Origin of the sequence: Streptomyces sp. NPDC005262, from assembly GCF_042872425.1 — a bacterium.
Taxonomy (GTDB): domain Bacteria; phylum Actinomycetota; class Actinomycetes; order Streptomycetales; family Streptomycetaceae; genus Streptomyces.
This window is the reverse complement of sequence record NZ_JBIAKK010000012.1, coordinates 216,278-234,454: the sequence shown is the minus strand read 5'-3', so window position 1 is coordinate 234,454 and position 18,177 is coordinate 216,278. Positions and strand designations below refer to the sequence as shown.

General features: G+C 70.6%; 16 protein-coding genes. 4 read left to right on the top strand and 12 right to left on the bottom strand.

Annotated elements, in window-relative coordinates:
• Window positions 1-284: 284 nt before the first annotated feature.
• On the bottom strand, window positions 285-1,301 hold the full coding sequence (locus ACFYP5_RS27225; protein ID WP_389040890.1) for a GlxA family transcriptional regulator: 1,017 nt from the start codon (window positions 1,299-1,301) through the stop codon (window positions 285-287).
• A 74-nt stretch (window positions 1,302-1,375) separates the two neighbouring features.
• Here ACFYP5_RS27225 and ACFYP5_RS27220 point away from each other — a divergent pair, with 74 nt between their 5' ends.
• Complete coding sequence (locus ACFYP5_RS27220; protein WP_389040888.1) at window positions 1,376-1,963, top strand: cysteine hydrolase family protein; 588 nt, start codon at window positions 1,376-1,378, stop codon at window positions 1,961-1,963.
• A 3-nt stretch (window positions 1,964-1,966) separates the two neighbouring features.
• Here ACFYP5_RS27220 and proC read toward each other — a convergent pair whose 3' ends face one another.
• The 9 genes from proC to ACFYP5_RS27175 all read right to left on the bottom strand — a co-directional run bounded on the left by proC (window position 1,967) and on the right by ACFYP5_RS27175 (window position 10,734).
• Window positions 1,967-2,776, bottom strand: a complete 810-nt coding sequence (proC, locus tag ACFYP5_RS27215) for a pyrroline-5-carboxylate reductase (protein ID WP_389040886.1) — start codon at window positions 2,774-2,776, stop codon at window positions 1,967-1,969.
• Between the two features lie 76 nt (window positions 2,777-2,852).
• Entirely contained in the window at window positions 2,853-3,680 is an 828-nt protein-coding gene (locus ACFYP5_RS27210) for an ABC transporter permease (protein WP_389040884.1), read from the bottom strand.
• Window positions 3,677-4,444, bottom strand: coding sequence for an ABC transporter ATP-binding protein (locus ACFYP5_RS27205; protein ID WP_389040882.1), 768 nt, complete (start codon window positions 4,442-4,444; stop codon window positions 3,677-3,679). The genes ACFYP5_RS27210 and ACFYP5_RS27205 overlap by 4 nt, the downstream gene beginning before the upstream one ends.
• A gap of 103 nt (window positions 4,445-4,547) precedes the next feature.
• Window positions 4,548-5,312: a class I SAM-dependent methyltransferase gene (locus ACFYP5_RS27200; protein ID WP_389040880.1), complete on the bottom strand. Its 765-nt coding sequence runs from the start codon at window positions 5,310-5,312 to the stop codon at window positions 4,548-4,550.
• A gap of 24 nt (window positions 5,313-5,336) precedes the next feature.
• Complete coding sequence (locus tag ACFYP5_RS27195) at window positions 5,337-5,873, bottom strand: hypothetical protein (protein WP_389040878.1); 537 nt, start codon at window positions 5,871-5,873, stop codon at window positions 5,337-5,339.
• Window positions 5,874-6,007: 134 nt separating this feature from the next.
• Complete coding sequence (gene ilvD / locus ACFYP5_RS27190; RefSeq protein ID WP_389040876.1) at window positions 6,008-7,858, bottom strand: dihydroxy-acid dehydratase; 1,851 nt, start codon at window positions 7,856-7,858, stop codon at window positions 6,008-6,010.
• A 169-nt stretch (window positions 7,859-8,027) separates the two neighbouring features.
• Entirely contained in the window at window positions 8,028-8,669 is a 642-nt protein-coding gene (locus tag ACFYP5_RS27185; protein ID WP_389040874.1) for a TetR family transcriptional regulator, read from the bottom strand.
• A complete protein-coding gene (locus tag ACFYP5_RS27180; RefSeq protein ID WP_389040872.1) occupies window positions 8,666-9,493 on the bottom strand; it encodes a sugar phosphate isomerase/epimerase family protein in 828 nt (275 codons plus the stop codon). The genes ACFYP5_RS27185 and ACFYP5_RS27180 overlap by 4 nt, the downstream gene beginning before the upstream one ends.
• 296 nt (window positions 9,494-9,789) lie before the next feature.
• Window positions 9,790-10,734 carry a Ppx/GppA family phosphatase gene (locus ACFYP5_RS27175; protein WP_389040870.1) on the bottom strand — a complete coding sequence of 315 codons (945 nt, stop codon included), beginning with the start codon at window positions 10,732-10,734 and terminating at the stop codon, window positions 9,790-9,792.
• A gap of 40 nt (window positions 10,735-10,774) precedes the next feature.
• Here ACFYP5_RS27175 and ACFYP5_RS27170 point away from each other — a divergent pair, with 40 nt between their 5' ends.
• Entirely contained in the window at window positions 10,775-11,644 is an 870-nt protein-coding gene (locus tag ACFYP5_RS27170; RefSeq protein ID WP_389040868.1) for a hypothetical protein, read from the top strand.
• 26 nt (window positions 11,645-11,670) lie between these two features.
• Here ACFYP5_RS27170 and ACFYP5_RS27165 read toward each other — a convergent pair whose 3' ends face one another.
• Entirely contained in the window at window positions 11,671-13,500 is a 1,830-nt protein-coding gene (locus ACFYP5_RS27165; RefSeq protein ID WP_389040866.1) for a hypothetical protein, read from the bottom strand.
• Between the two features lie 188 nt (window positions 13,501-13,688).
• On the opposite strand from ACFYP5_RS27165, the gene radA reads away from it, so the two are divergent.
• Both radA and disA read left to right on the top strand, forming a co-directional pair.
• Entirely contained in the window at window positions 13,689-15,101 is a 1,413-nt protein-coding gene (gene radA / locus ACFYP5_RS27160; RefSeq protein WP_389040864.1) for a DNA repair protein RadA, read from the top strand.
• Between the two features lie 80 nt (window positions 15,102-15,181).
• Complete coding sequence (gene disA / locus ACFYP5_RS27155) at window positions 15,182-16,306, top strand: DNA integrity scanning diadenylate cyclase DisA (protein WP_030972387.1); 1,125 nt, start codon at window positions 15,182-15,184, stop codon at window positions 16,304-16,306.
• A gap of 316 nt (window positions 16,307-16,622) precedes the next feature.
• On the opposite strand, the gene ACFYP5_RS27150 is transcribed toward disA, so the two are convergent.
• Window positions 16,623-17,426, bottom strand: a complete 804-nt coding sequence (locus tag ACFYP5_RS27150) for a hypothetical protein (RefSeq protein WP_389040862.1) — start codon at window positions 17,424-17,426, stop codon at window positions 16,623-16,625.
• Window positions 17,427-18,177: the final 751 nt, after the last annotated feature.

Genomic DNA, 18,177 nt, shown 5'->3' with positions numbered 1-18,177 from the left:
TTTCCCTTTCCGGCGAGTCCGACTCTATCAGATCCTTTCGGGCCTGATTCCCAGTCAGCGGGGTTTGTCTTCCCGGCTGTTGGGCCGTTCCGACGAGTGAGACTTTAGCGAATCCTGCGCCCCGACGCTAATCGGGGTCGCGCTCCTTCGAACGCGGATTCTTCATTTCGCAAATGCGCACACGGAGCCGGGCGACAGGCGTCGCTCGCTCGTTGTGGTTACTGCGGAATGGCTGTCCGGGGACCGACCGGGGTCGGCACTCACGTCGGACAACTCGGAGCACATTACGGATGCGGGAGGACCATGTCAACCTCCCGTTGGTCCTGGGTGTGCCGGAAGGCCAGGCGGTAGTCGCGGGGGCTGGTGGCCAGGTGGGTGGCGAAGTGCTGGCGCATCGTGATCTCGCTGCCGAAGCCCGTACGACGGGCCACCTCGGGGAGGGGGAGGTCGGTGCGCTCCAGAAGCCTTTGAGCTGCGGCGATGCGCTGAGTGATCAGCCAGCGCAGAGGGGTGGTGCCCGTGGTCGCCTGGAAGTGGCGGGCGAAGGAGCGGGGGGACATGTCGGCGCGGGCGGCGAGGCCGGCCACCGTGTGCGGTTCGGCCAAGTGGGTCAGGGCGTAGGCCCGTACCGCGGCGAGGGTGTCGGCATCGCGGTCGGTGTGTGGGGTGGGGTGCTCGATGAATTGGGCCTGAGTTCCGGTCCGGAACGGGGCCGTGACCATCGAACGGGCGATCGCTGCCGCGGCTTCGGCGCCATGGGTCTTCCGGACGAGATGGAGGCAGAGGTCGATGCCGGCCGCGGTGCCCGCTGATGTCCAGATGTTGTCGTCGTGGAGAAACAGTGCGTCCGGGACCACCGTCACGCGGGGGTGGTGGGCGCGGAGGAGGTCGGTGAGGTTCCAGTGGGTGACGGCCCGGCGGCCGTCGAGGAGGCCTGCCTGGGCGAGGGTGAATGCGCCGCCGCAGAGCGCGGCGATCGGGGTGGAGCGGGCGTGTGCGCGGCGGAGGGCATCCAGGACCGGGGCGGGGGCGGGTGTCAGATGGTCGTCGAGGCCGGGGACGACGATGAGGTCGGCGCGGTTCAGCCAGGCGAGGGTGCGGTCCGGGGCGAGGGAGAGTCCACCGCGCAGGGGGATGGGGGCCGGGTCGGCGGCGGTGCGGCGCAGGTCGAAGGGCGGGACACCGCGGTCGGTGCGGTCCACACCCCAGACCTCGGTGATGACCGAGACGTCGAACGCCCGGACGCCGGGGAACGCGACAAGGGCGATGCGGGCGGGGGTGGGTACGTGTCCGGGCGCCATGGTGGCAGTAAAGCATCGATCGATGACTTTTCGACCTCTGGGCCATGCGGGTGCGAGGCAGCAGCATCGTTCCCATGGAGATTGCGGAGAAGGCAGCGCTGGTCGTGGTGGACGTGCAGGAAGGCTTTGAGGAGGAGGGGTACTGGGGGCCACGGAACAATCCCGAGGCGGATCGGAACATCGCCGAGCTGATCGATGCGTGGCAGCAGAGCGGGCGGCCCGTCGTGTTCGTACGGCATGACTCGACGAAACCGGATTCGCCGCTGCGGCCCGGATACTCGGGAAACGCGTTCAAGGGATATGTGGAGGAGCGGCGGGGGAAAGGCAGTGGGCCCGAGCTGTTCCTGACGAAGACGGTCAATTCCGCCTTCTACGGGACGCCCGATCTGGGGGCCTGGCTGGATGAGGCCGGAGTACGGCAGATCGTGGTGGCCGGGATCCAGACCAATATGTGCGCGGAGACGACGGCGCGCATGGGCGGGAACCTCGGGTACGAGGTGTTGTTCGCGTTCGATGCGACGTACACCTTCGACGCGATCGGGCCGTGGGGGTGGGAACTGAGCGCCGACCAGCTGGCGCGGGCCACCGCTGTGACTCTGCACAGCGGTGGGTTCGCGAAGGTCGTGGCGAGCGCGGAGCTGGTGGCGGCCGCGGGGAAGTGAGGGTCAGCCGTTGCCCGAGGCCAGCTCGCGACTGCGGTCGCGGGCTGCTTCGAGGGCGGCGATCAGGGCGGCCCGTACGCCGTGGTTCTCCAGCTCCCGGATGGCACTGATGGTGGTGCCCGCCGGGCTGGTGACGGCTTCTCGGAGCTTGACCGGGTGTTCGCCGCTGTCGCGGAGCATCACCGCGGCGCCGATGGCGGCCTGCACGATCAGGTCGTGGGCCTGGGCGCGCGGCAGGCCGAGCAGAATGCCCGCGTCGGTCATCGCCTCGACGAGGAAGTAGAAGTACGCGGGTCCCGATCCGGAGAGCGCGGTCGCCGCGTCCTGCTGGGACTCGGGGACACGAAGGGTCTTGCCGACGCCGCCGAAGATCGCCTCGGCGGCGGCGAGGTGGTCGGTGGTGGCGTGACTGCCCGCGGAGATGACGGACATGCCCTCGTCCACGAGGACGGGGGTGTTCGGCATGACACGTACGACCGGAGTCCTCGCAGCGAGGCGGTCCTCGATGAAGCCGGTCGTGATGCCGGCGGCGGCGCTGATGACCAGGCGGTCGGAGGTGATGTGAGGGGTGAGCTCCTCGAGGAGCCGGCCCATGTCCTGGGGCTTGACCGCGAGGATGAGGATGTCCGCGCGCTTGGCGGCCTCGGCGTTGGTGACGGACTCGACGCCGTAGCGGGTACGGAGTTCCTCGGCACGCTCGGAGCGGCGGGCGGTGACCAGCAGGTCGGCGGGGCGCCAGCCCGCCCGGATCATGCCGCTGAGCAGGGCCTCGCCGATCTTGCCGGTGCCGAGGACTGCGACTGTCTGGGTCATGCGGTTCACCCTCCGGACGTTGCGGTGGTACGCGGTTCTGGTGGTACGTCGTCGCCGCCATCCTCGCACCGGGACATCAGGCGGTGCGGCGGCGGAGCGTGGCTGCGCCCAGGGTGAGGACGAGGAGGGCGCAGCCCGCCACGATCAGGACGTCACGGACGAAGTTGCCGGTGACGTCGGTGTGGTGGAGGACTTCGTTCATGCCGTCGACCGCGTAGGACATGGGCAGGACGTTCGAGATGGCTTCGAGGACGGGCGCCATCTGGTCGCGTGCGATGAACAGGCCGCACAACAGGAGCTGCGGGAAGATCACGGCCGGCATGAACTGGACTGCCTGGAACTCGGATGCGGCGAAGGCGGACACGAACAGGCCGAGTGCCGTGCCGAGCAGGGCGTCGAGCAGAGCGACGAGGAGCAGCAGCCAGGGGGAGCCGACCACGTCGAGGCCGAGTACCCAGACCGAGAGCGCGGTGGCCAGGAAGGACTGGAGGATCGCGACGGCGCCGAACGCGAGGGCGTAACCGGCGATCAGATCACCCTTGCCCAGTGGCATGGCGAGGAGGCGTTCCAGGGTGCCCGAGGTGCGTTCCCGGAGGGTGGCGATCGACGTCACCAGGAACATCGTGATCAGCGGGAAGATGCCGAGCAGCGAGGCTCCGATCGCGTCGAAGGTGCGCGGGCTGCCGTCGAAGACGTACCGCAGCAGCGTGATCATCACGACCGGGATGAGGAGCAGCAGCGCGACGGTACGCGGGTCGTGGGTCAGCTGGCGCAGGACGCGGGCGGCGGTGGCAAGGGTGCGGGCGGGGCTGAGGGCTTGGGGCCCGGGCTGCGCGAGGGGGTGGGGGCGGGTGGCTGCCTGTGGGGTGGCGGCTGCTTGCTGCGGCGTGTTCGTCGAGCTCATCGGACGTTCTCCTGACGGGTGGCGGCCTCGTCGACCAGGTGGAGGAAGGCTTCTTCGACGGTGGCGGTGCGGGCATCGGTGCGCAGCGCCTCGGGGGTGCCGTCGGCGAGGATCTCGCCCTCACGCATGAGGAGCAGGCGGTGGCAGCGCTCCGCCTCGTCCATGACGTGGGACGAGACGAGGAGCGTGGTGCCGTGGTCGGCGGCGAGGCCGTGGAAGAGGTTCCACAGATCTCGGCGGAGAACCGGGTCGAGACCGACCGTCGGCTCGTCGAGGATCAGGAGTTCGGGGGTGCCGAGCAGGGCGGCGGCGAGGGAGACGCGGGTGAGCTGGCCGCCGGACAGAGTGCCGGCGAGAGCGTCCGCGTGGCTGGTCAGGTCCACATCGGCGATGGCCTGGGCGACGGTGGCCCGGCGGGCTTCCCGGTGGCTGCGGCCCGGTCGGAGGATGGCCGCGAAGTAGTCGAGGTTCTGCCGGACGCTGAGGTCGGTGTAGACCGACGGCGCCTGGGTGACGTACCCGATGCGCGGGCGGAGGGTGGGGTGGCCCGCAGGCGTGCCGAGGACGTCGAGGGTTCCGGTGACCTTGGCCTGGGTGCCGACGACAGCTCGCATCAGGGTGCTCTTGCCGCAGCCGGACGGGCCCAGGAGGCCGGTGATCCTGCCCGGTTCGACGGTGAAGTCGAGGCCGCGCAGGACGGTTCGCTCACCTCGTACGACGGTGAGGCCGTGCGCCTCGATGGCGGCGGCCGAAGAATTCATCATGCGATGAATTTTGGTCCTCGTGGCGCCCGCGCGTCAAGGGACCTGGCGGTACGGGCGCGGGGCTGTGTCAGGGACGGGCGGAGCCTCCGCTTCGGCATGACGGTCAGCGCATTGCCACGCTGAGGTCGACCACGTAGCTCTCCTCGACCGTGCCGTCGGGGAAGAGCTCCGCGAGGCGGACACGCTCCTCGGTGAGGAACCGGCCGGTGAGCTCCTCACCGAGGACGAGGAACGCGGAGTGGCTGCCGAGGTTGGCGAGGTGAGTGTCGAGCGGCACCCGGCGGGTCCAGGGCACCGCGCGGTGTACGAAGCCGAGCTCGGCCGGCAGGTCTCGGGAGCGGACGGGCGAACCGTGGGCGCTGTCGTCGGCGCCGAAGAACCGGCGGAGGCGGGCGTCCTGCTCCGCGATCCAGGCGACGGAATGGTCGGAGACGTTCCACCAGAGCGCAAGGGCGCCACCCGGCCGCAGGACGCGGAGGGCCTCGGGGGTGGCGAGGGTCTGGTCGGTCCAGTGCCAGGACTGGGCGTACGTGATCAGATCGGCCGAGGCGGTGGCGAAGGGGAGGCGGTTGCCGTCGCCGCGCACGATCGGGATCTGCGGGAGCGCCCGGTGGAGTTCCGCCGCCATGCCGGGGCCCGGCTCGACGGCCGTGACGCGGGCGCCCCGGTCGCGGAGGAGGCGCGTGGAGATACCGGTGCCGGCCCCGACGTCGAGGGTGCGGGCGCCGCGCAGGGGGTGACCGGTGATCTCTTCGACCGTGGCGAAGAGGGCGGGCGGGTAGCCGGGCCGGGCCGCGGCGTACTGGGCGGCGGCCCGGTCGAAGGAGAGGGCGCGGGGATGGGGAGTGGGCGGGTCCGTATGGGGCACAGGACCATCGTCGCCCGGGTGGGGCTACTTGCGCCGGGGTTTCCTGGCCTTCGACGTCTTGCGGGCCGCCGGGTTCCCGGTCCTCGTCGAGCGGCGCTTCGTGTACCGGGCGAGGGCCGTCTCGTACTCCGTACGCCGCAGCTTCTCGCCCGGTGCCTCCAGGAACGAGCGGAAGAAGTAGGCGAGCAGCGAGCCGATGAAGCCGATCGTCTTCAGACCGCGCAGGTTGTCCTCACGGGCCCGGTCGGCGGGGCGGTGGCTGAATCCTTCCCAGGTCTTGCGGAAGGCGACGGCACTGCAGACGGCGAACATCAGGACGACCAGGATGCCGACGAGGCTGCCGACATCGGCGATCTCCAGGCCCTGGTAGGCGAAGCGGAGCACGAAGCAGGAGGCGACGGCCGCGGCGAGGGAGCCGAGGGCGACGCCGACGCGCCGGAGCCCGTACCGACCGTCGTGCTCGACCCAGGTCGTACCGAAGAAGCGGATGGGCTCGGGCTGCGGGCCGGGAGCGGTGGATCCGTGCTCCGGGCCGCTGGGTGCTTCGCTTTTCTCGCTCACGAGGTCGATTATCCCCGGGCGGCGACGGTAGGTGCGGCGGCACCATCCCCGTGCGGGGGCGGGCGCGGCGGGTGCGCGTCGGCCCCCGGCTACCACTGGGTCGCCGGGGGCCGAATGAGGTCGGGGTGCGTGTGTCAGCCGAGCTTGGAGACGTCGCGCACCGCGCCGCGGTCGGCGCTAGTCGCCATCGCCGCGTACGCCCGCAGCGCCGCCGAGACCTTGCGCTCGCGGCTCTTCGGCGCGTACACGCCGTTCAGCGCCTCACGACGGGTGGTCAGCTCGGCGTCGGGGACGAGGAGCTCGATCGACCGGTTCGGGATGTCGATCCTGATCCGGTCGCCGTCCTCCACGAGCGCGATCGTGCCGCCCGATGCCGCTTCCGGCGATGCGTGGCCGATCGACAGACCCGACGTACCGCCGGAGAAGCGGCCGTCGGTCACCAGGGCGCAGCTCTTGCCGAGGCCGCGGCCCTTGAGGAAGGAGGTGGGGTAGAGCATCTCCTGCATGCCGGGGCCGCCGCGCGGACCCTCGTAACGGATGACGACCACGTCGCCCTCCTTGATCTCCTTGCGGAGGATCTTGTCGACGGCCTCTTCCTGCGACTCGCAGACGACCGCCGGGCCCTCGAAGGTCCAGATCGACTCGTCGACGCCCGCCGTCTTCACGACGCAGCCGTCCTCGGCGAGATTCCCCTTGAGGACCGCGAGGCCGCCGTCCTTGGAGTACGCGTGCTCCAGGTCGCGGATGCAGCCGCCCGCCGCATCCAGGTCGAGGGTCTCCCAGCGCTCGGACTGCGAGAAGGCGGTCGCGGAACGGACGCAGCCGGGGGCCGCGTGCCACAGCTCGACGGCTTCGGGCGACGGAGAGCCGCCGCGGACGTCCCAGTTCTTCAGCCACTCGGCGAGGGTGGCGGAGTGCACCGAGTGCACGTCCTCGTTGAGCAGGCCGGCGCGGTGGAGCTCACCGAGGATGGCGGGGATGCCGCCGGCCCGGTGGACGTCCTCCATGTAGTACGTGCCGCCGGGGGCCACGTTGGGCGCGACCTTCGACAGGCAGGGGACGCGGCGCGAGACCTCGTTGATGTCGTCGAGGTCGTAGGCCAGCTCGGCCTCCTGGGCGGCGGCCAGCAGGTGCAGGATCGTGTTGGTGGAGCCGCCCATGGCGATGTCCAGCGCCATGGCGTTGTCGAAAGCGGCGCGGGTACCGATGGAGCGCGGCAGGACCGTCGCGTCGTCCTGCTCGTAGTAGCGCTTGGTGATCTCGACGACCGTGCGGCCGGCCTCCTCGTACAGCGCCTTGCGGGCGGTGTGCGTGGCCAGGACGGAGCCGTTGCCGGGGAGGGAGAGACCCAGGACCTCGGTCAGACAGTTCATCGAGTTGGCGGTGAACATGCCGGAACAGCTGCCGCAGGTGGGACAGGCGTTCTCCTCGATACGGAGGATGTCCTCGTCCGAGACGTTCTCGTTGACCGCGTCGCTGATCGCGTTGATCAGGTCGAGCTTGCGGACCGTCCCGTCGACGAGGGTGGCCCGCCCGGCCTCCATCGGACCGCCGGAGACGAAGACCGTCGGGATGTTCAGACGCATCGCGGCCATCAGCATGCCGGGCGTGATCTTGTCGCAGTTGGAGATGCAGATCAGCGCGTCCGCGCAGTGCGCCTCGACCATGTACTCGACGGAGTCGGCGATCAGGTCGCGGGAGGGGAGCGAGTAGAGCATCCCCGCGTGGCCCATCGCGATGCCGTCGTCGACGGCGATGGTGTTGAACTCGCGCGGCACCGCGCCCGCGGCCTTGATGGCATCGGAGACGATCCTGCCCACCGGTGCGAGATGGGTGTGGCCGGGGACGAACTCGGTGAAGGAGTTGGCGACCGCGATGATCGGCTTGCCGATGTCCTCGCTCGCTACGCCCGAGGCCCGCATAAGGGCGCGAGCGCCCGCCATGTTGCGGCCGTGGGTGACAGTGCGGGACCTCAGCTGGGGCATCGTCGCTCGCTCCTTCGACAGATATGACTGCCTCCGAGGGTACGCCTCGGCTCCAAGATCTGGACACTCTGTCCGGAATGCGGGATGGCGTGCTCGCTGTGCGAGCGGGGCGCCATGCCACCGGTGCCTGAATGCCGGAGGGGCAGGGCGATGACGCCCGGAAGATCGCTCAGGTCTGCGTCAGATAGCGCTGCAGCGTCGGTGCGACCATCGCGACGATCTTCTCCGGCTCCGCCGAGGCCAGCGGCTCCGCCTTGATCACATACCGCAGCATCGCGATCCCGATCATGTGCGAGGCGGCCAGCTCCGCGCGGAACGTCGCGTCCGGTACGTCCAGTGTCTCCGCGATCCGTTCCAGCAGCCGCCGCAGCACGAAGCCGCGGAGCACCTTGGCCGCCGCCTCGTGTGTCAGCGCGGACCGCATGATCGCGAGCAAGGGGGCCCTGGACGCCGGGTTCTCCCATACGCCGATGAAGTAGCGGGCCAGCCGCTCCCCCAGGCCGTCCGCGCCGTCGCCGAGGATGGCCGGGATCACCAGCGCCGGTTCGAGGGAGACCTCGATGGCCGCCGCGAAGACCTCGTCCTTCGTACCGAAGTAGTGGTGCACGAGTGCGGCGTCGACCGCCGCCTTCTTGGCGATGCCTCTGATCGACGTCTTGTCGTAGCCGCGCTCGGCGAACTCGGTACGGGCCGCTTCCAGGATGCGTTCGCGGGCGCCGGGGCCGGTGGTCCCGGCCGTACGAGCAGGGCGGCCGCGGCGTTTGGGACGTTCGGCGGGGCCGTGCGGTCCGCTGCCCCCGTCGGTGGTCATGGGCGCGGCGCCTGCGCCGTGGCGGACGCCAGATGGAGCCGGGTGAAGGCCAGCGCCTCCGCCAGGTCGGCCTCACGTTCGGCGGCGGACATGGCGCGGCGGGTATTGACCTCGATGACCACATGGCCGTCGAAGCCGGTCCGGGCCAGCCGTTCCAGCAGTTCGGCACAGGGCTGGTCACCGCGGCCGGGCACCAGGTGCTCGTCCTTGTTGGAGCCCTTGCCGTCGGCCAGGTGGATGTGAGCGAGCCGGTCGCCCATCCGCTCGACCATGGCCATGCCGTCGGTACGGGCGGTCGCGGTGTGCGAGAGGTCGACGGTGAAATGTCGGTAGTCGTCGTTGGTGACGTCCCAGTCGGGGGCGTACGCGAGCATCTCGCGATCCCGGTACCGCCACGGGTACATGTTCTCGACGGCGAACCGCACGTCCGTCTCGTCCGCCATGCGCCAGATACCGCTGACGAAATCGCGCGCGTACTGCCGCTGCCAGCGGAACGGCGGGTGGACGACGACCGTCGACGCTCCGAGCTTCTCCGCGGCCGCCCGGGCCCGCTGGAGCTTCACCCATGGATCGGTGGACCAGACCCGCTGCGTGATCAGCAGACAGGGCGCGTGAACGGCGAGGATCGGCACCTGGTGATAGTCCGAGAGCCGTCGCAGCGCCTCGATGTCCTGGCTGACAGGGTCGGTCCAGACCATGATCTCGACACCGTCGTAGCCCAGACGTGCGGCGATCTCGAAGGCCGTCGCCGTCGACTCCGGATAGACGGAGGCCGTCGACAGGGCGACCTTCGCATCCGGGATGCGCACCACTGGTTCTGCCACGGAGACAGGGTACGGGGCGGCTGTGCGCGCCACCGAGGGGCGGAGGCGGAAAGTGAGCAGTGCCATGGTCGGCCCAGCGTCCTCCCGATCGGCCCTCGGCCGGACTTCCGGTCGGTCGAGGGCTCCTTTCGGTCGGCGCCGGGCGGCTTCGGTCGGCGCCGACCTGTTTCCGGTCGGCTGCGGACGGCCTCCGCGGCTCCTGTCGGGATTCCGGGGGCGGCTTCCGTAAGGCTTCCTGTGCTCCTTCGCGCCGTCCGGTCCGCCGAGTGGGTGGCCGGGTGAGGTGGGTGGCTGGGTCAGTTCAGGGCCGCGGACGCCGGGAGGTGGTCCAGGCGGCGCAGGATGACTCCTTCGCGCAGCGCCCACGGGCAGATCTCCAGCTCCTCCACCCCGAAGAGGTCCATCGCCCCCTCGGCGACCAGCGCCCCGGCCAGCAGCTGCGCGGCCCGCCCCTCGGAGACCCCGGGCAGACGCCCGCGCTGGTCGGCGGTCATCGCCGCCAGCTTCGGCACCCACTCCTCCAGCGCCTTGCGGGTCAGGGTGCGCTGTACGTACAAGCCCTCCCCGGAGCGCGCCGCGCCCGCCATCCTGGCGAGCTGCTTGAACGTCTTGGAGGTCGCCACGACATGGTCGGGACGGCCGGAGCGGCTGAATTCGCCGATCGTACGGGCGATCTGGGCCCGCACATGGCGGCGCAGCGCCTTCACCTCCGCCGGGTCCGGCGGATCGCCCGGCAGCCAGCCGGAGGTGAGGCGTCCGGCCCCGAGCGGCAGCGACACCGCGGTGTCCGGCTCCTCGTCGATGCCGAAACCGATCTCCAGCGAGCCGCCACCGATGTCCAGGACCAGCAGCTTCCCGGCGGACCAGCCGAACCAGCGGCGGGCGGCGAGGAAGGTGAGCCGTGCCTCCTCCTCGCCGGTGAGGACAGCGAGGTCGACGCCGGTCTCTTCCCGCACCCGGGCCAGCACCTGGTCGACGTTGCTCGCTTCCCGTACCGCGGACGTGGCGAACGGCAGCACGTCCTCGCAACCCTTGTCCTCGGCGGCCTGCAGCGCATCGGTGATCGTCGTGACAAGCCGGTCCACGCCGGCAGGTCCGATCGCCCCGTCCGTGTCCAGCAGTTCGGCGAGGCGCAACTCCGCCTTGTGCGAGTGCGCGGGCAGCGGGCGGGCGCCGGGGTGCGCGTCCACCACCAGCAGATGAACCGTGTTCGACCCCACGTCGAGGACTCCGAGTCTCATACCCGGCACGCTACTGCTCTCGCGGACTTACCCTTGGCCCGTGCCAAAGACGAAAAAGGCGAAGCCGGACAAAGTCACTAAGAAGCAGAAAATGAAGCAGGAGATGCAGCAGCCGGAAGTGAACGGGCCGGACCGGTCCGAAGACGAGAAGGGGATCGACTTCGCACGTGCCTGGGTCGAGTTCCCCGACCCCGCGGACGACGAACAGATCTTCCGCTGCGACCTGACCTGGTTGACCTCCAGGTGGACCTGCATCTTCGGCAGTGGCTGTCAGGGCATCCAGGCGGGCCGTGCGGACGACGGGTGCTGCACGCTGGGCGCGCACTTCTCGGACGAGGACGACGAGAAGCGGGTGGCGGAGCATGTCTCCCGGCTGACCCCTGAGCTGTGGCAGTTCCACGACGTCGGTACGGAGACGGGCTGGGTCGAGGTAGACGACGACGGGGAACGCCAGACGCGCCGCTGGAAGGGGTCCTGCATCTTCCAGAACCGGCCCGGGTTCGCGGCGGGAGCAGGCTGTTCGCTGCACATCCTGGCGCTCCGGGAGGGCAAGGAGCCCCTGGAGACCAAGCCGGACGTGTGCTGGCAGCTGCCGATCCGGCGTACGTACGACTGGATCGACCGGCCCGACGACACGCGGGTGCTCCAGGTCTCGATCGGCGAGTACGACCGCCGGGGCTGGGGTCCGGGCGGCCACGATCTGCACTGGTGGTGCACGTCGGCGACGTCGGCGCACGGCGCCGGCGAGCCGGTCTATGTGTCCTACCGGCCCGAGCTCACCGAGCTCATGGGCAAGGAGGGGTACGAGCGGCTGGTCGAGCTGTGCGAGGAGCGGCTGTCCTCGCTGCTGCCCATGGCGCCGCATCCGGCGGATCCTCCGGTGCAGTCGTCGGGACCTGTGGGGTCCTGACCGAGGCCGGGGCGACGGGCTGTCGGTCAGCCCGTCGGCGCCGGATCGCTCGGGCTCGTCCCCGGGTCGGAGGGGTCGGGGGACGGGTCGGAGGGGGTGGACGGGCTCGACGGGTCCGGGGACGGTTCCGGGTTCGTCGGTGAGGGTGTGGGGTCCGTCGGGTCCGTCGGGCGGGTCGGGTGGGGCGAGGCCGACGGTGGGACGGACGGATGGCCCGGGTGGGACGGCGTGGCGGGGCCGGACGGGGTCGGCGCCGCTCTGTGCCCGCGGACCAGCACTGTCGAACCCGACGGGGCGAGACGGATGCTCGCGCTCCAGGCCCCGGCCGGTTCCCGCGCATGGTCCACGTAGGCGTGGATGGTGACGCTCTCCCCCGCGGCGAGGGTTCCGGAGTACCTGCTGAGGCGGAGCCAGGACGCATCCGCCCGTGCCGACCAGGTCACGGGCGCAGCGCCTGAGGCGGTCAGTGTGATCAGCGTGGTGGCTCCGGACGAGCGGGCCGTGACGGCGAGCCGGCCGGGGCCGTGCCCCGTCCCGGAGCTGATGACCTCGGCGGAGACATCCGGCGTACGACTGCCGTCCTTGAAACGGGATCCGGGGTCGGGGCTGGCATTGCCCGCGTTCTGGTAACGGTCGTACGGGTCGCCCTCGAACTCGCTCCGGCCGTCCTCCTCGGTCGCGGTGACCGAGGAGCCGTCGTGCCCCTCGCCGGTCAGCGGCGCGCCCCGATAGGCGGACCACAGCGCGATCACGGGGGCGGCGACGACCGTTGCCACCACCGTCGTCGTCACGACTCTCGCCCGCAGCCGGTCCCGGCGCGCGGCGTGGTCCTTCGGGTCCATCGGGAAGCCCGTCCGGTCGAACCGCGGAGTGGCGGACCGATTCCTCTGGGCACGGACCATCGCCACGTACGCGGAGGGCCGCGGGGCCTCGACGACCGGAAGTGCGACGCCAGGGCTGACGGACGCGCCCGGCCAGGGGCCCTCGGCGCCCGCCCGCTCGGCGGCGCGACGACAGCGGGGGCAGTCGTCGACGTGGCGGACGAGCTCGCTGCGCAGGGCGGCGGAGAGCAGAACGCGGTGGTCGCCGAAGAGCCGGGCGACGGTGGGACAGTTGCCGGTCTCCACGACGGCGAGGGCGGCCCGGGTGCGTTCCACTTCGCAGGCCGCGGCGGCCAGCAGCTCACGGGCGGTCGCGGGGTCGAGGCCGAGGACGGAGGCGACGGCGCGCGGGGTGAGGCCGTGGCGTACGGCCAGTTCGAGCGCTTCGCGCTGTTCGGGCGTGGTGCCGGCGGCCTCGGGCCAGGCGAGCTGTGCGAGTTCTCGGCGGTGCGCTTCGGCTACCGCGGCGGTCTCGGAGGCGTCCGTGGCGTCTGCGGCGAGGGCGATGGCCTCGGAGGGCGGACATGTTCGTGAGTGCGCCGCCTGGGCGGTCCCGGTCGTACCGCCCGGCTGCCTGGCGGCCTGCTGGCGGTGCGCCTGCCGGCCCCGGTTCTGCTTCTGGTGCTTCTGCTCCGCGAGCTTGCGCAGGCACGTCCACCTGGCCAGCGCGTACAGCCAGGTTTTACGTTCCTCCTCCCCCTTGGGGCACCGCCCGTCCTGCCGTTCCGCGATGGCGAGTACGGCGCCCAGCGCCTCGATGGCTCCGTCGTGATCGCAGAGCACGGAGAGGCAGTAGGTGAACAGGCCGTCGAGATACGCCTCGGAACGGGCGGGCGCTCGCTTCGGCGACGCCTGGGGCGCACGGCGCTGCGCCCGGTGTGCGCCAGTGGTGTGCCTCGGGGTCTCCAGCCTGCTGCTCGTCACCTTGCGACCGTAAGCAAGGCAGAGCGTGGCCTTGGCACCCCTTTCGCACATTTAACCCTTACGGGTGAACGTATCCCTTGAAAGCGGACAGGAATCGTCAATTCCGTCGAGCTTCCTGACCGGTCGACCCTCTCCCCGCACTCACTCGCGCCTCCCTCCCCACACACCACGGACCCCACCGCGAGCTCCCGTGAACCTGCGCCGACGGCGCTGTCGGTCCTCACCTATACGGTGGCGCCATGGCTGCCCGTACAAAATCCGCGAAGGACCGGCCGTCCTACCGCTGCACCGAGTGCGGCTGGACGACCGCCAAGTGGCTCGGCCGATGCCCCGAATGCCAGGCGTGGGGGACGGTCGAGGAGTTCGGCGGCGCCCCTGCCGTTCGGACGACTGCGGCCGGCCGCGTCAGCTCGGCCGCACTCCCCATCGGCCAGGTCGACAGCCGACAGGCCACCGCCCGGCCGACCGGGGTGGACGAGCTGGACCGGGTGCTCGGCGGCGGGCTGGTCCCCGGCGCCGTGGTGCTGCTCGCGGGCGAGCCGGGCGTCGGCAAGTCGACGCTCCTGCTGGATGTGGCCGCCAAGGCCGCAGGCGAGGAGCACCGCACCCTCTATGTCACCGCGGAGGAGTCCGCGAGCCAGGTCCGGCTGCGCGCCGACCGGATCCGGGCGATCAACGATCACCTCTTCCTCGCCGCCGAGACCGACCTCTCCGCGGTCCTCGGCCATCTGGACGCGGTCAAGCCGTCCCTGCTCATCCTCGACTCGGTACAGACCGTCGCCTCGCCCGAGATCGACGGCGCACCCGGCGGAATGGCACAGGTCCGGGAGGTGGCCGGTGCGCTCATCCGCGCCTCCAAGGAGCGCGGCATGTCCACGCTGCTGGTCGGTCATGTCACCAAGGACGGCGCAATCGCCGGGCCACGGCTGCTGGAGCACCTCGTCGATGTGGTGCTGTCCTTCGAGGGCGACCGCCATGCGCGCCTCCGGCTGGTCCGGGGCGTGAAGAACCGGTACGGGGCGACCGACGAGGTCGGCTGTTTCGAACTGCACGACGAGGGCATCACGGGCCTCGCCGACCCGTCCGGCCTCTTCCTCACCCGGCGCGACGAACCCGTGCCGGGCACCTGTCTGACGGTCACGCTGGAGGGGCGGCGCCCGCTCGTCGCCGAAGTGCAGGCGCTGACGGTCGATTCGCAGATCCCCTCACCGCGGCGCACCACCTCCGGCCTGGAGACGTCCCGGGTCTCGATGATGCTGGCGGTTCTGGAGCAGCGCGGCCGGATCAGCGCGCTCGGCAAGCGGGACATCTACAGCGCCACCGTCGGCGGCGTGAAGCTTTCCGAGCCCGCCGCGGACCTTGCGATCGCGCTTGCCCTGGCCAGTGCGGCGAGCGACACACCGCTGCCCAAGAACCTGGTGGCGATCGGCGAGGTGGGCCTCGCGGGCGAGGTCAGAAGGGTTACGGGAGTGCAGCGCCGACTGGCCGAAGCACACCGCCTCGGCTTCACCCACGCGCTGGTCCCGACCGACCCGGGGAAGGTGCCGTCCGGTATGAAGGTCACGGAAGTCGCCAACATGGGCGACGCGCTGAGAGTGCTCCCGCGCCGCTCTCGTACAGAGCCCCCACGGGAGGCCGACGCACGCCGGTAGACTTTGCCCTGGTCTCGCCCGTCCGTACGAACGGTATGAGGGACATAAGGGCACCGCGAACCTGTGACCGGAGGAGTGCAGTGGCAGCCAGCGACCGGGCAGCATCGCCCGGAAAGTCCGGCCAAGGCACCGGTAATGAGGCGCTGATGCGCGCCTCATTGAGCGCCGTCGCGCCCGGAATGGCCCTGCGGGACGGCCTGGAGCGCATCCTCCGCGGCAACACCGGCGGGCTGATCGTGCTCGGCATGGACAAGACCGTCGAGTCGATGTGCACCGGCGGTTTCGTGCTGGACGTGGAGTTCACCGCGACGCGGCTGCGCGAGCTGGCCAAGCTCGACGGGGCACTGATCCTCGACAAGGACATGACGAAGATCCTGCGGGCCGGCGTGCAGCTGGTCCCGGACGCCTCCATCCCCACCGAGGAGACCGGAACCCGCCACCGCACGGCGGACCGGGTCTCCAGGCAGTGCAACTTCCCGGTCGTCTCGGTCTCGCAGTCGATGCGTCTGATCGCGCTGTACGTGGACGGGGAGCGCCGGGTCCTGGAGGAGTCCGCCGCGATCCTCTCCCGCGCCAACCAGGCACTCGCCACCCTGGAGCGATACAAGCTCCGCCTCGACGAGGTCGCGGGCACGCTCTCCGCGCTGGAGATCGAGGACCTGGTGACGGTGCGGGACGTGACGGCTGTCGCGCAACGTCTGGAGATGGTCCGCAGGATCGCGACCGAAATCGCCGAATACGTGGTGGAGCTGGGCACCGACGGCCGGCTTCTCTCCCTCCAGCTCGACGAGTTGATCGCGGGAGTCGAGCCGGAACGGGAACTGGTCGTGCGTGATTACGTGCCGGAGCCGACCGCCAAGCGGTCGCGTACGGTCGCGGAGGCGCTGACCGAGCTGGACGGGCTCTCGCACACCGAGCTGCTCGAACTGCCGGTCGTGGCACGGGCCCTGGGGTACAGCGGCTCACCCGAGACCCTCGACTCGGCGGTCTCGCCCCGCGGTTTCCGGCTGCTGGCGAAGGTGCCGCGGCTGCCCGGGGCGATCATCGACCGGCTGGTGGAGTACTTCGGCGGACTGCAGAAGCTGCTCGCAGCGAGCGTCGACGACCTTCAGACGGTGGACGGAGTCGGCGAGGCGCGGGCGCGGAGCGTGCGCGAGGGGCTGTCACGACTGGCCGAGTCGTCGATTCTTGAGCGGTACGTCTAAGGGCTGCCCCGCAATCCCTGGCGGGCGCACGACGACAGCCACAGCACCTCGCCGCGTTGCCGGAACGCCCGGATACGACCGGTACGAGGACAGCCCTCCGCCTTGCGATGCACCGCAGCTGACGCCGCGCGCTGATCCACCAGGGATCACGGGGCAACCCTCAGCGGTACGCAGCGGTTGCGTGGAGCAGTACACGTCGCGGGGCCCGGCCGGTGGACCGGGCCCCGAAGCACGTTTCGGACCACGCCCGTGATCGACAGTACGGGGCCGCGACAGTGATCGCGCACCGGCCGGGAACTGCTCGGGCGGGCGCCGCTCAGTCCTTCGCGAGGACGAAGGAGGCGCGCTGCACCGGCTCGCCGGGAGCCTTCGCCTCGACGAGATAGGTACCGGCCCCCGCAGCTCCCGCGGGCGGCGTCGCGCACTGCGGGGCGCTCTTCTTCCGGTCCCACTCCACGGTGTGGACGATGGTCGCGCCCGCCGGAACCTCCAGCAGCACACCGCCCGCATTGTGCGGGCAGTCCTTGGAGGACCACACCTCCTCGTCGTCGCCACCGGCTTCGGTGACGGTCACCACCGCACTCTTCGGCCCGAAATCGGCCTTGCAGGCGGTGGACGAGGTGTTCTTGGCGACCAGTTCGAACTTCGGATTCTCGCCGGGGCTGTAGTTGAGCTTGGTGCGCAGGGTCAACTGCAGTGCGGAGGAAGTGCAGTCGGGGATCGAGGAGCCGGCCGGAACCTGCTGCCCCTCGCTTCCGCCACCTGACGCGCTGCCGGAACCCGATCCGGCTCCGGCGCCGGTGCCACCGTCGGCGGCGCCGTCGGAACCCGCGTCCGTACCGCCGCCGCTGCCGCCGCCCTCACCGGAGTCGTCCGAATCGTCGCGCCCGCCCGGTTGTTGACTGATGGCCGGACCGGAACTGGCGGGTCCCGGAGTGATCGAGTGTGCGGGTCCGGACCCGTTGGGCCGGGAGTCGTCCATGTTCCCCTTGCCGCCACCGGAAGTGACAGCCCATGCGATCAGCAACGCGAGCAGCACAATCAGCATCGCCGCTACGGCCCTCCGTCGCCAATAGATGCTGGAGGGAAGCGGCCCGATCGGATTGCGCAGAGATCCCACGGCGCAAACTGTACGAGAGATCCGCGCCAACTCCCGCCCCACCCGCCGCTCTGATCCCCAAGTTTTGCGGATCATCATCATGCGGTGGCCTGTTCCGACCCCGACTTTCGTCAGGCGCACCCCCTGATGATTGCCCACCGTGACAACCCCGCCCTGTTGCCTACGGTCTGTCACATGAAGAGTTCAACTCCCTTCTCCCTCCTGCACAGCGGCGTCACGGATTTCGCACACGGCACGTGCGCGCGGCGTGAATACCGGATCCCTGTCCCTGCCGCTGCTCGCGCCAACCACGACGGCCGTCAGCCACGTCGCCGGTGAGCTTCCCCAACCGATCACGGACGAGGAGCCTCCCTACCGGTCGGTCGTTGCCGCGCGGCCTCACCGGTGCCGTGTCCGCCGACGGCGACCGGTCGTTTCCCGGCAACCAACTGGCGGCTGCCGTCGCTCTCGCGGTCGCCCGGCCGCGCACAGGCCTGGTTCGCGCACAGGCCTGGTTCACGATGTCACCCCGCTGCTGACGGCGTTCTCGCGGATCTTCGCCGGGGCGCGCCTTCCGCACGATGCGGCGGCGGGCCCGTTCGTGGGGGATCGGTCGCTGCGCCGGTGATCGCCCTGCTGTCCTGCCCGGCGCGGTCGCTCGCTCGCTCTGACGGCAAGGGACAACGGGCGCCCCTCACGGTCCGGACAGCTGGCACCTCTCCCGGTCCGGACAACGGGCCCCGGAGCGGACGGCCGAGTCCGCGCCGAGTCC

Coding starts and splice junctions, on each gene's coding strand:
- ACFYP5_RS27225 (WP_389040890.1), bottom strand. CDS start 1,301: ATGGCGCCCGGACACGTACCCACCCCCGCCCGCATCGCCCTTGTCGCG.
- ACFYP5_RS27220 (WP_389040888.1), top strand. CDS start 1,376: ATGGAGATTGCGGAGAAGGCAGCGCTGGTCGTGGTGGACGTGCAGGAA.
- proC (WP_389040886.1), bottom strand. CDS start 2,776: ATGACCCAGACAGTCGCAGTCCTCGGCACCGGCAAGATCGGCGAGGCC.
- ACFYP5_RS27210 (WP_389040884.1), bottom strand. CDS start 3,680: ATGAGCTCGACGAACACGCCGCAGCAAGCAGCCGCCACCCCACAGGCA.
- ACFYP5_RS27205 (WP_389040882.1), bottom strand. CDS start 4,444: ATGATGAATTCTTCGGCCGCCGCCATCGAGGCGCACGGCCTCACCGTC.
- ilvD (WP_389040876.1), bottom strand. CDS start 7,858: ATGCCCCAGCTGAGGTCCCGCACTGTCACCCACGGCCGCAACATGGCG.
- ACFYP5_RS27185 (WP_389040874.1), bottom strand. CDS start 8,669: ATGACCACCGACGGGGGCAGCGGACCGCACGGCCCCGCCGAACGTCCC.
- ACFYP5_RS27175 (WP_389040870.1), bottom strand. CDS start 10,734: ATGAGACTCGGAGTCCTCGACGTGGGGTCGAACACGGTTCATCTGCTG.
- ACFYP5_RS27165 (WP_389040866.1), bottom strand. CDS start 13,500: ATGTGCGAAAGGGGTGCCAAGGCCACGCTCTGCCTTGCTTACGGTCGC.
- radA (WP_389040864.1), top strand. CDS start 13,689: ATGGCTGCCCGTACAAAATCCGCGAAGGACCGGCCGTCCTACCGCTGC.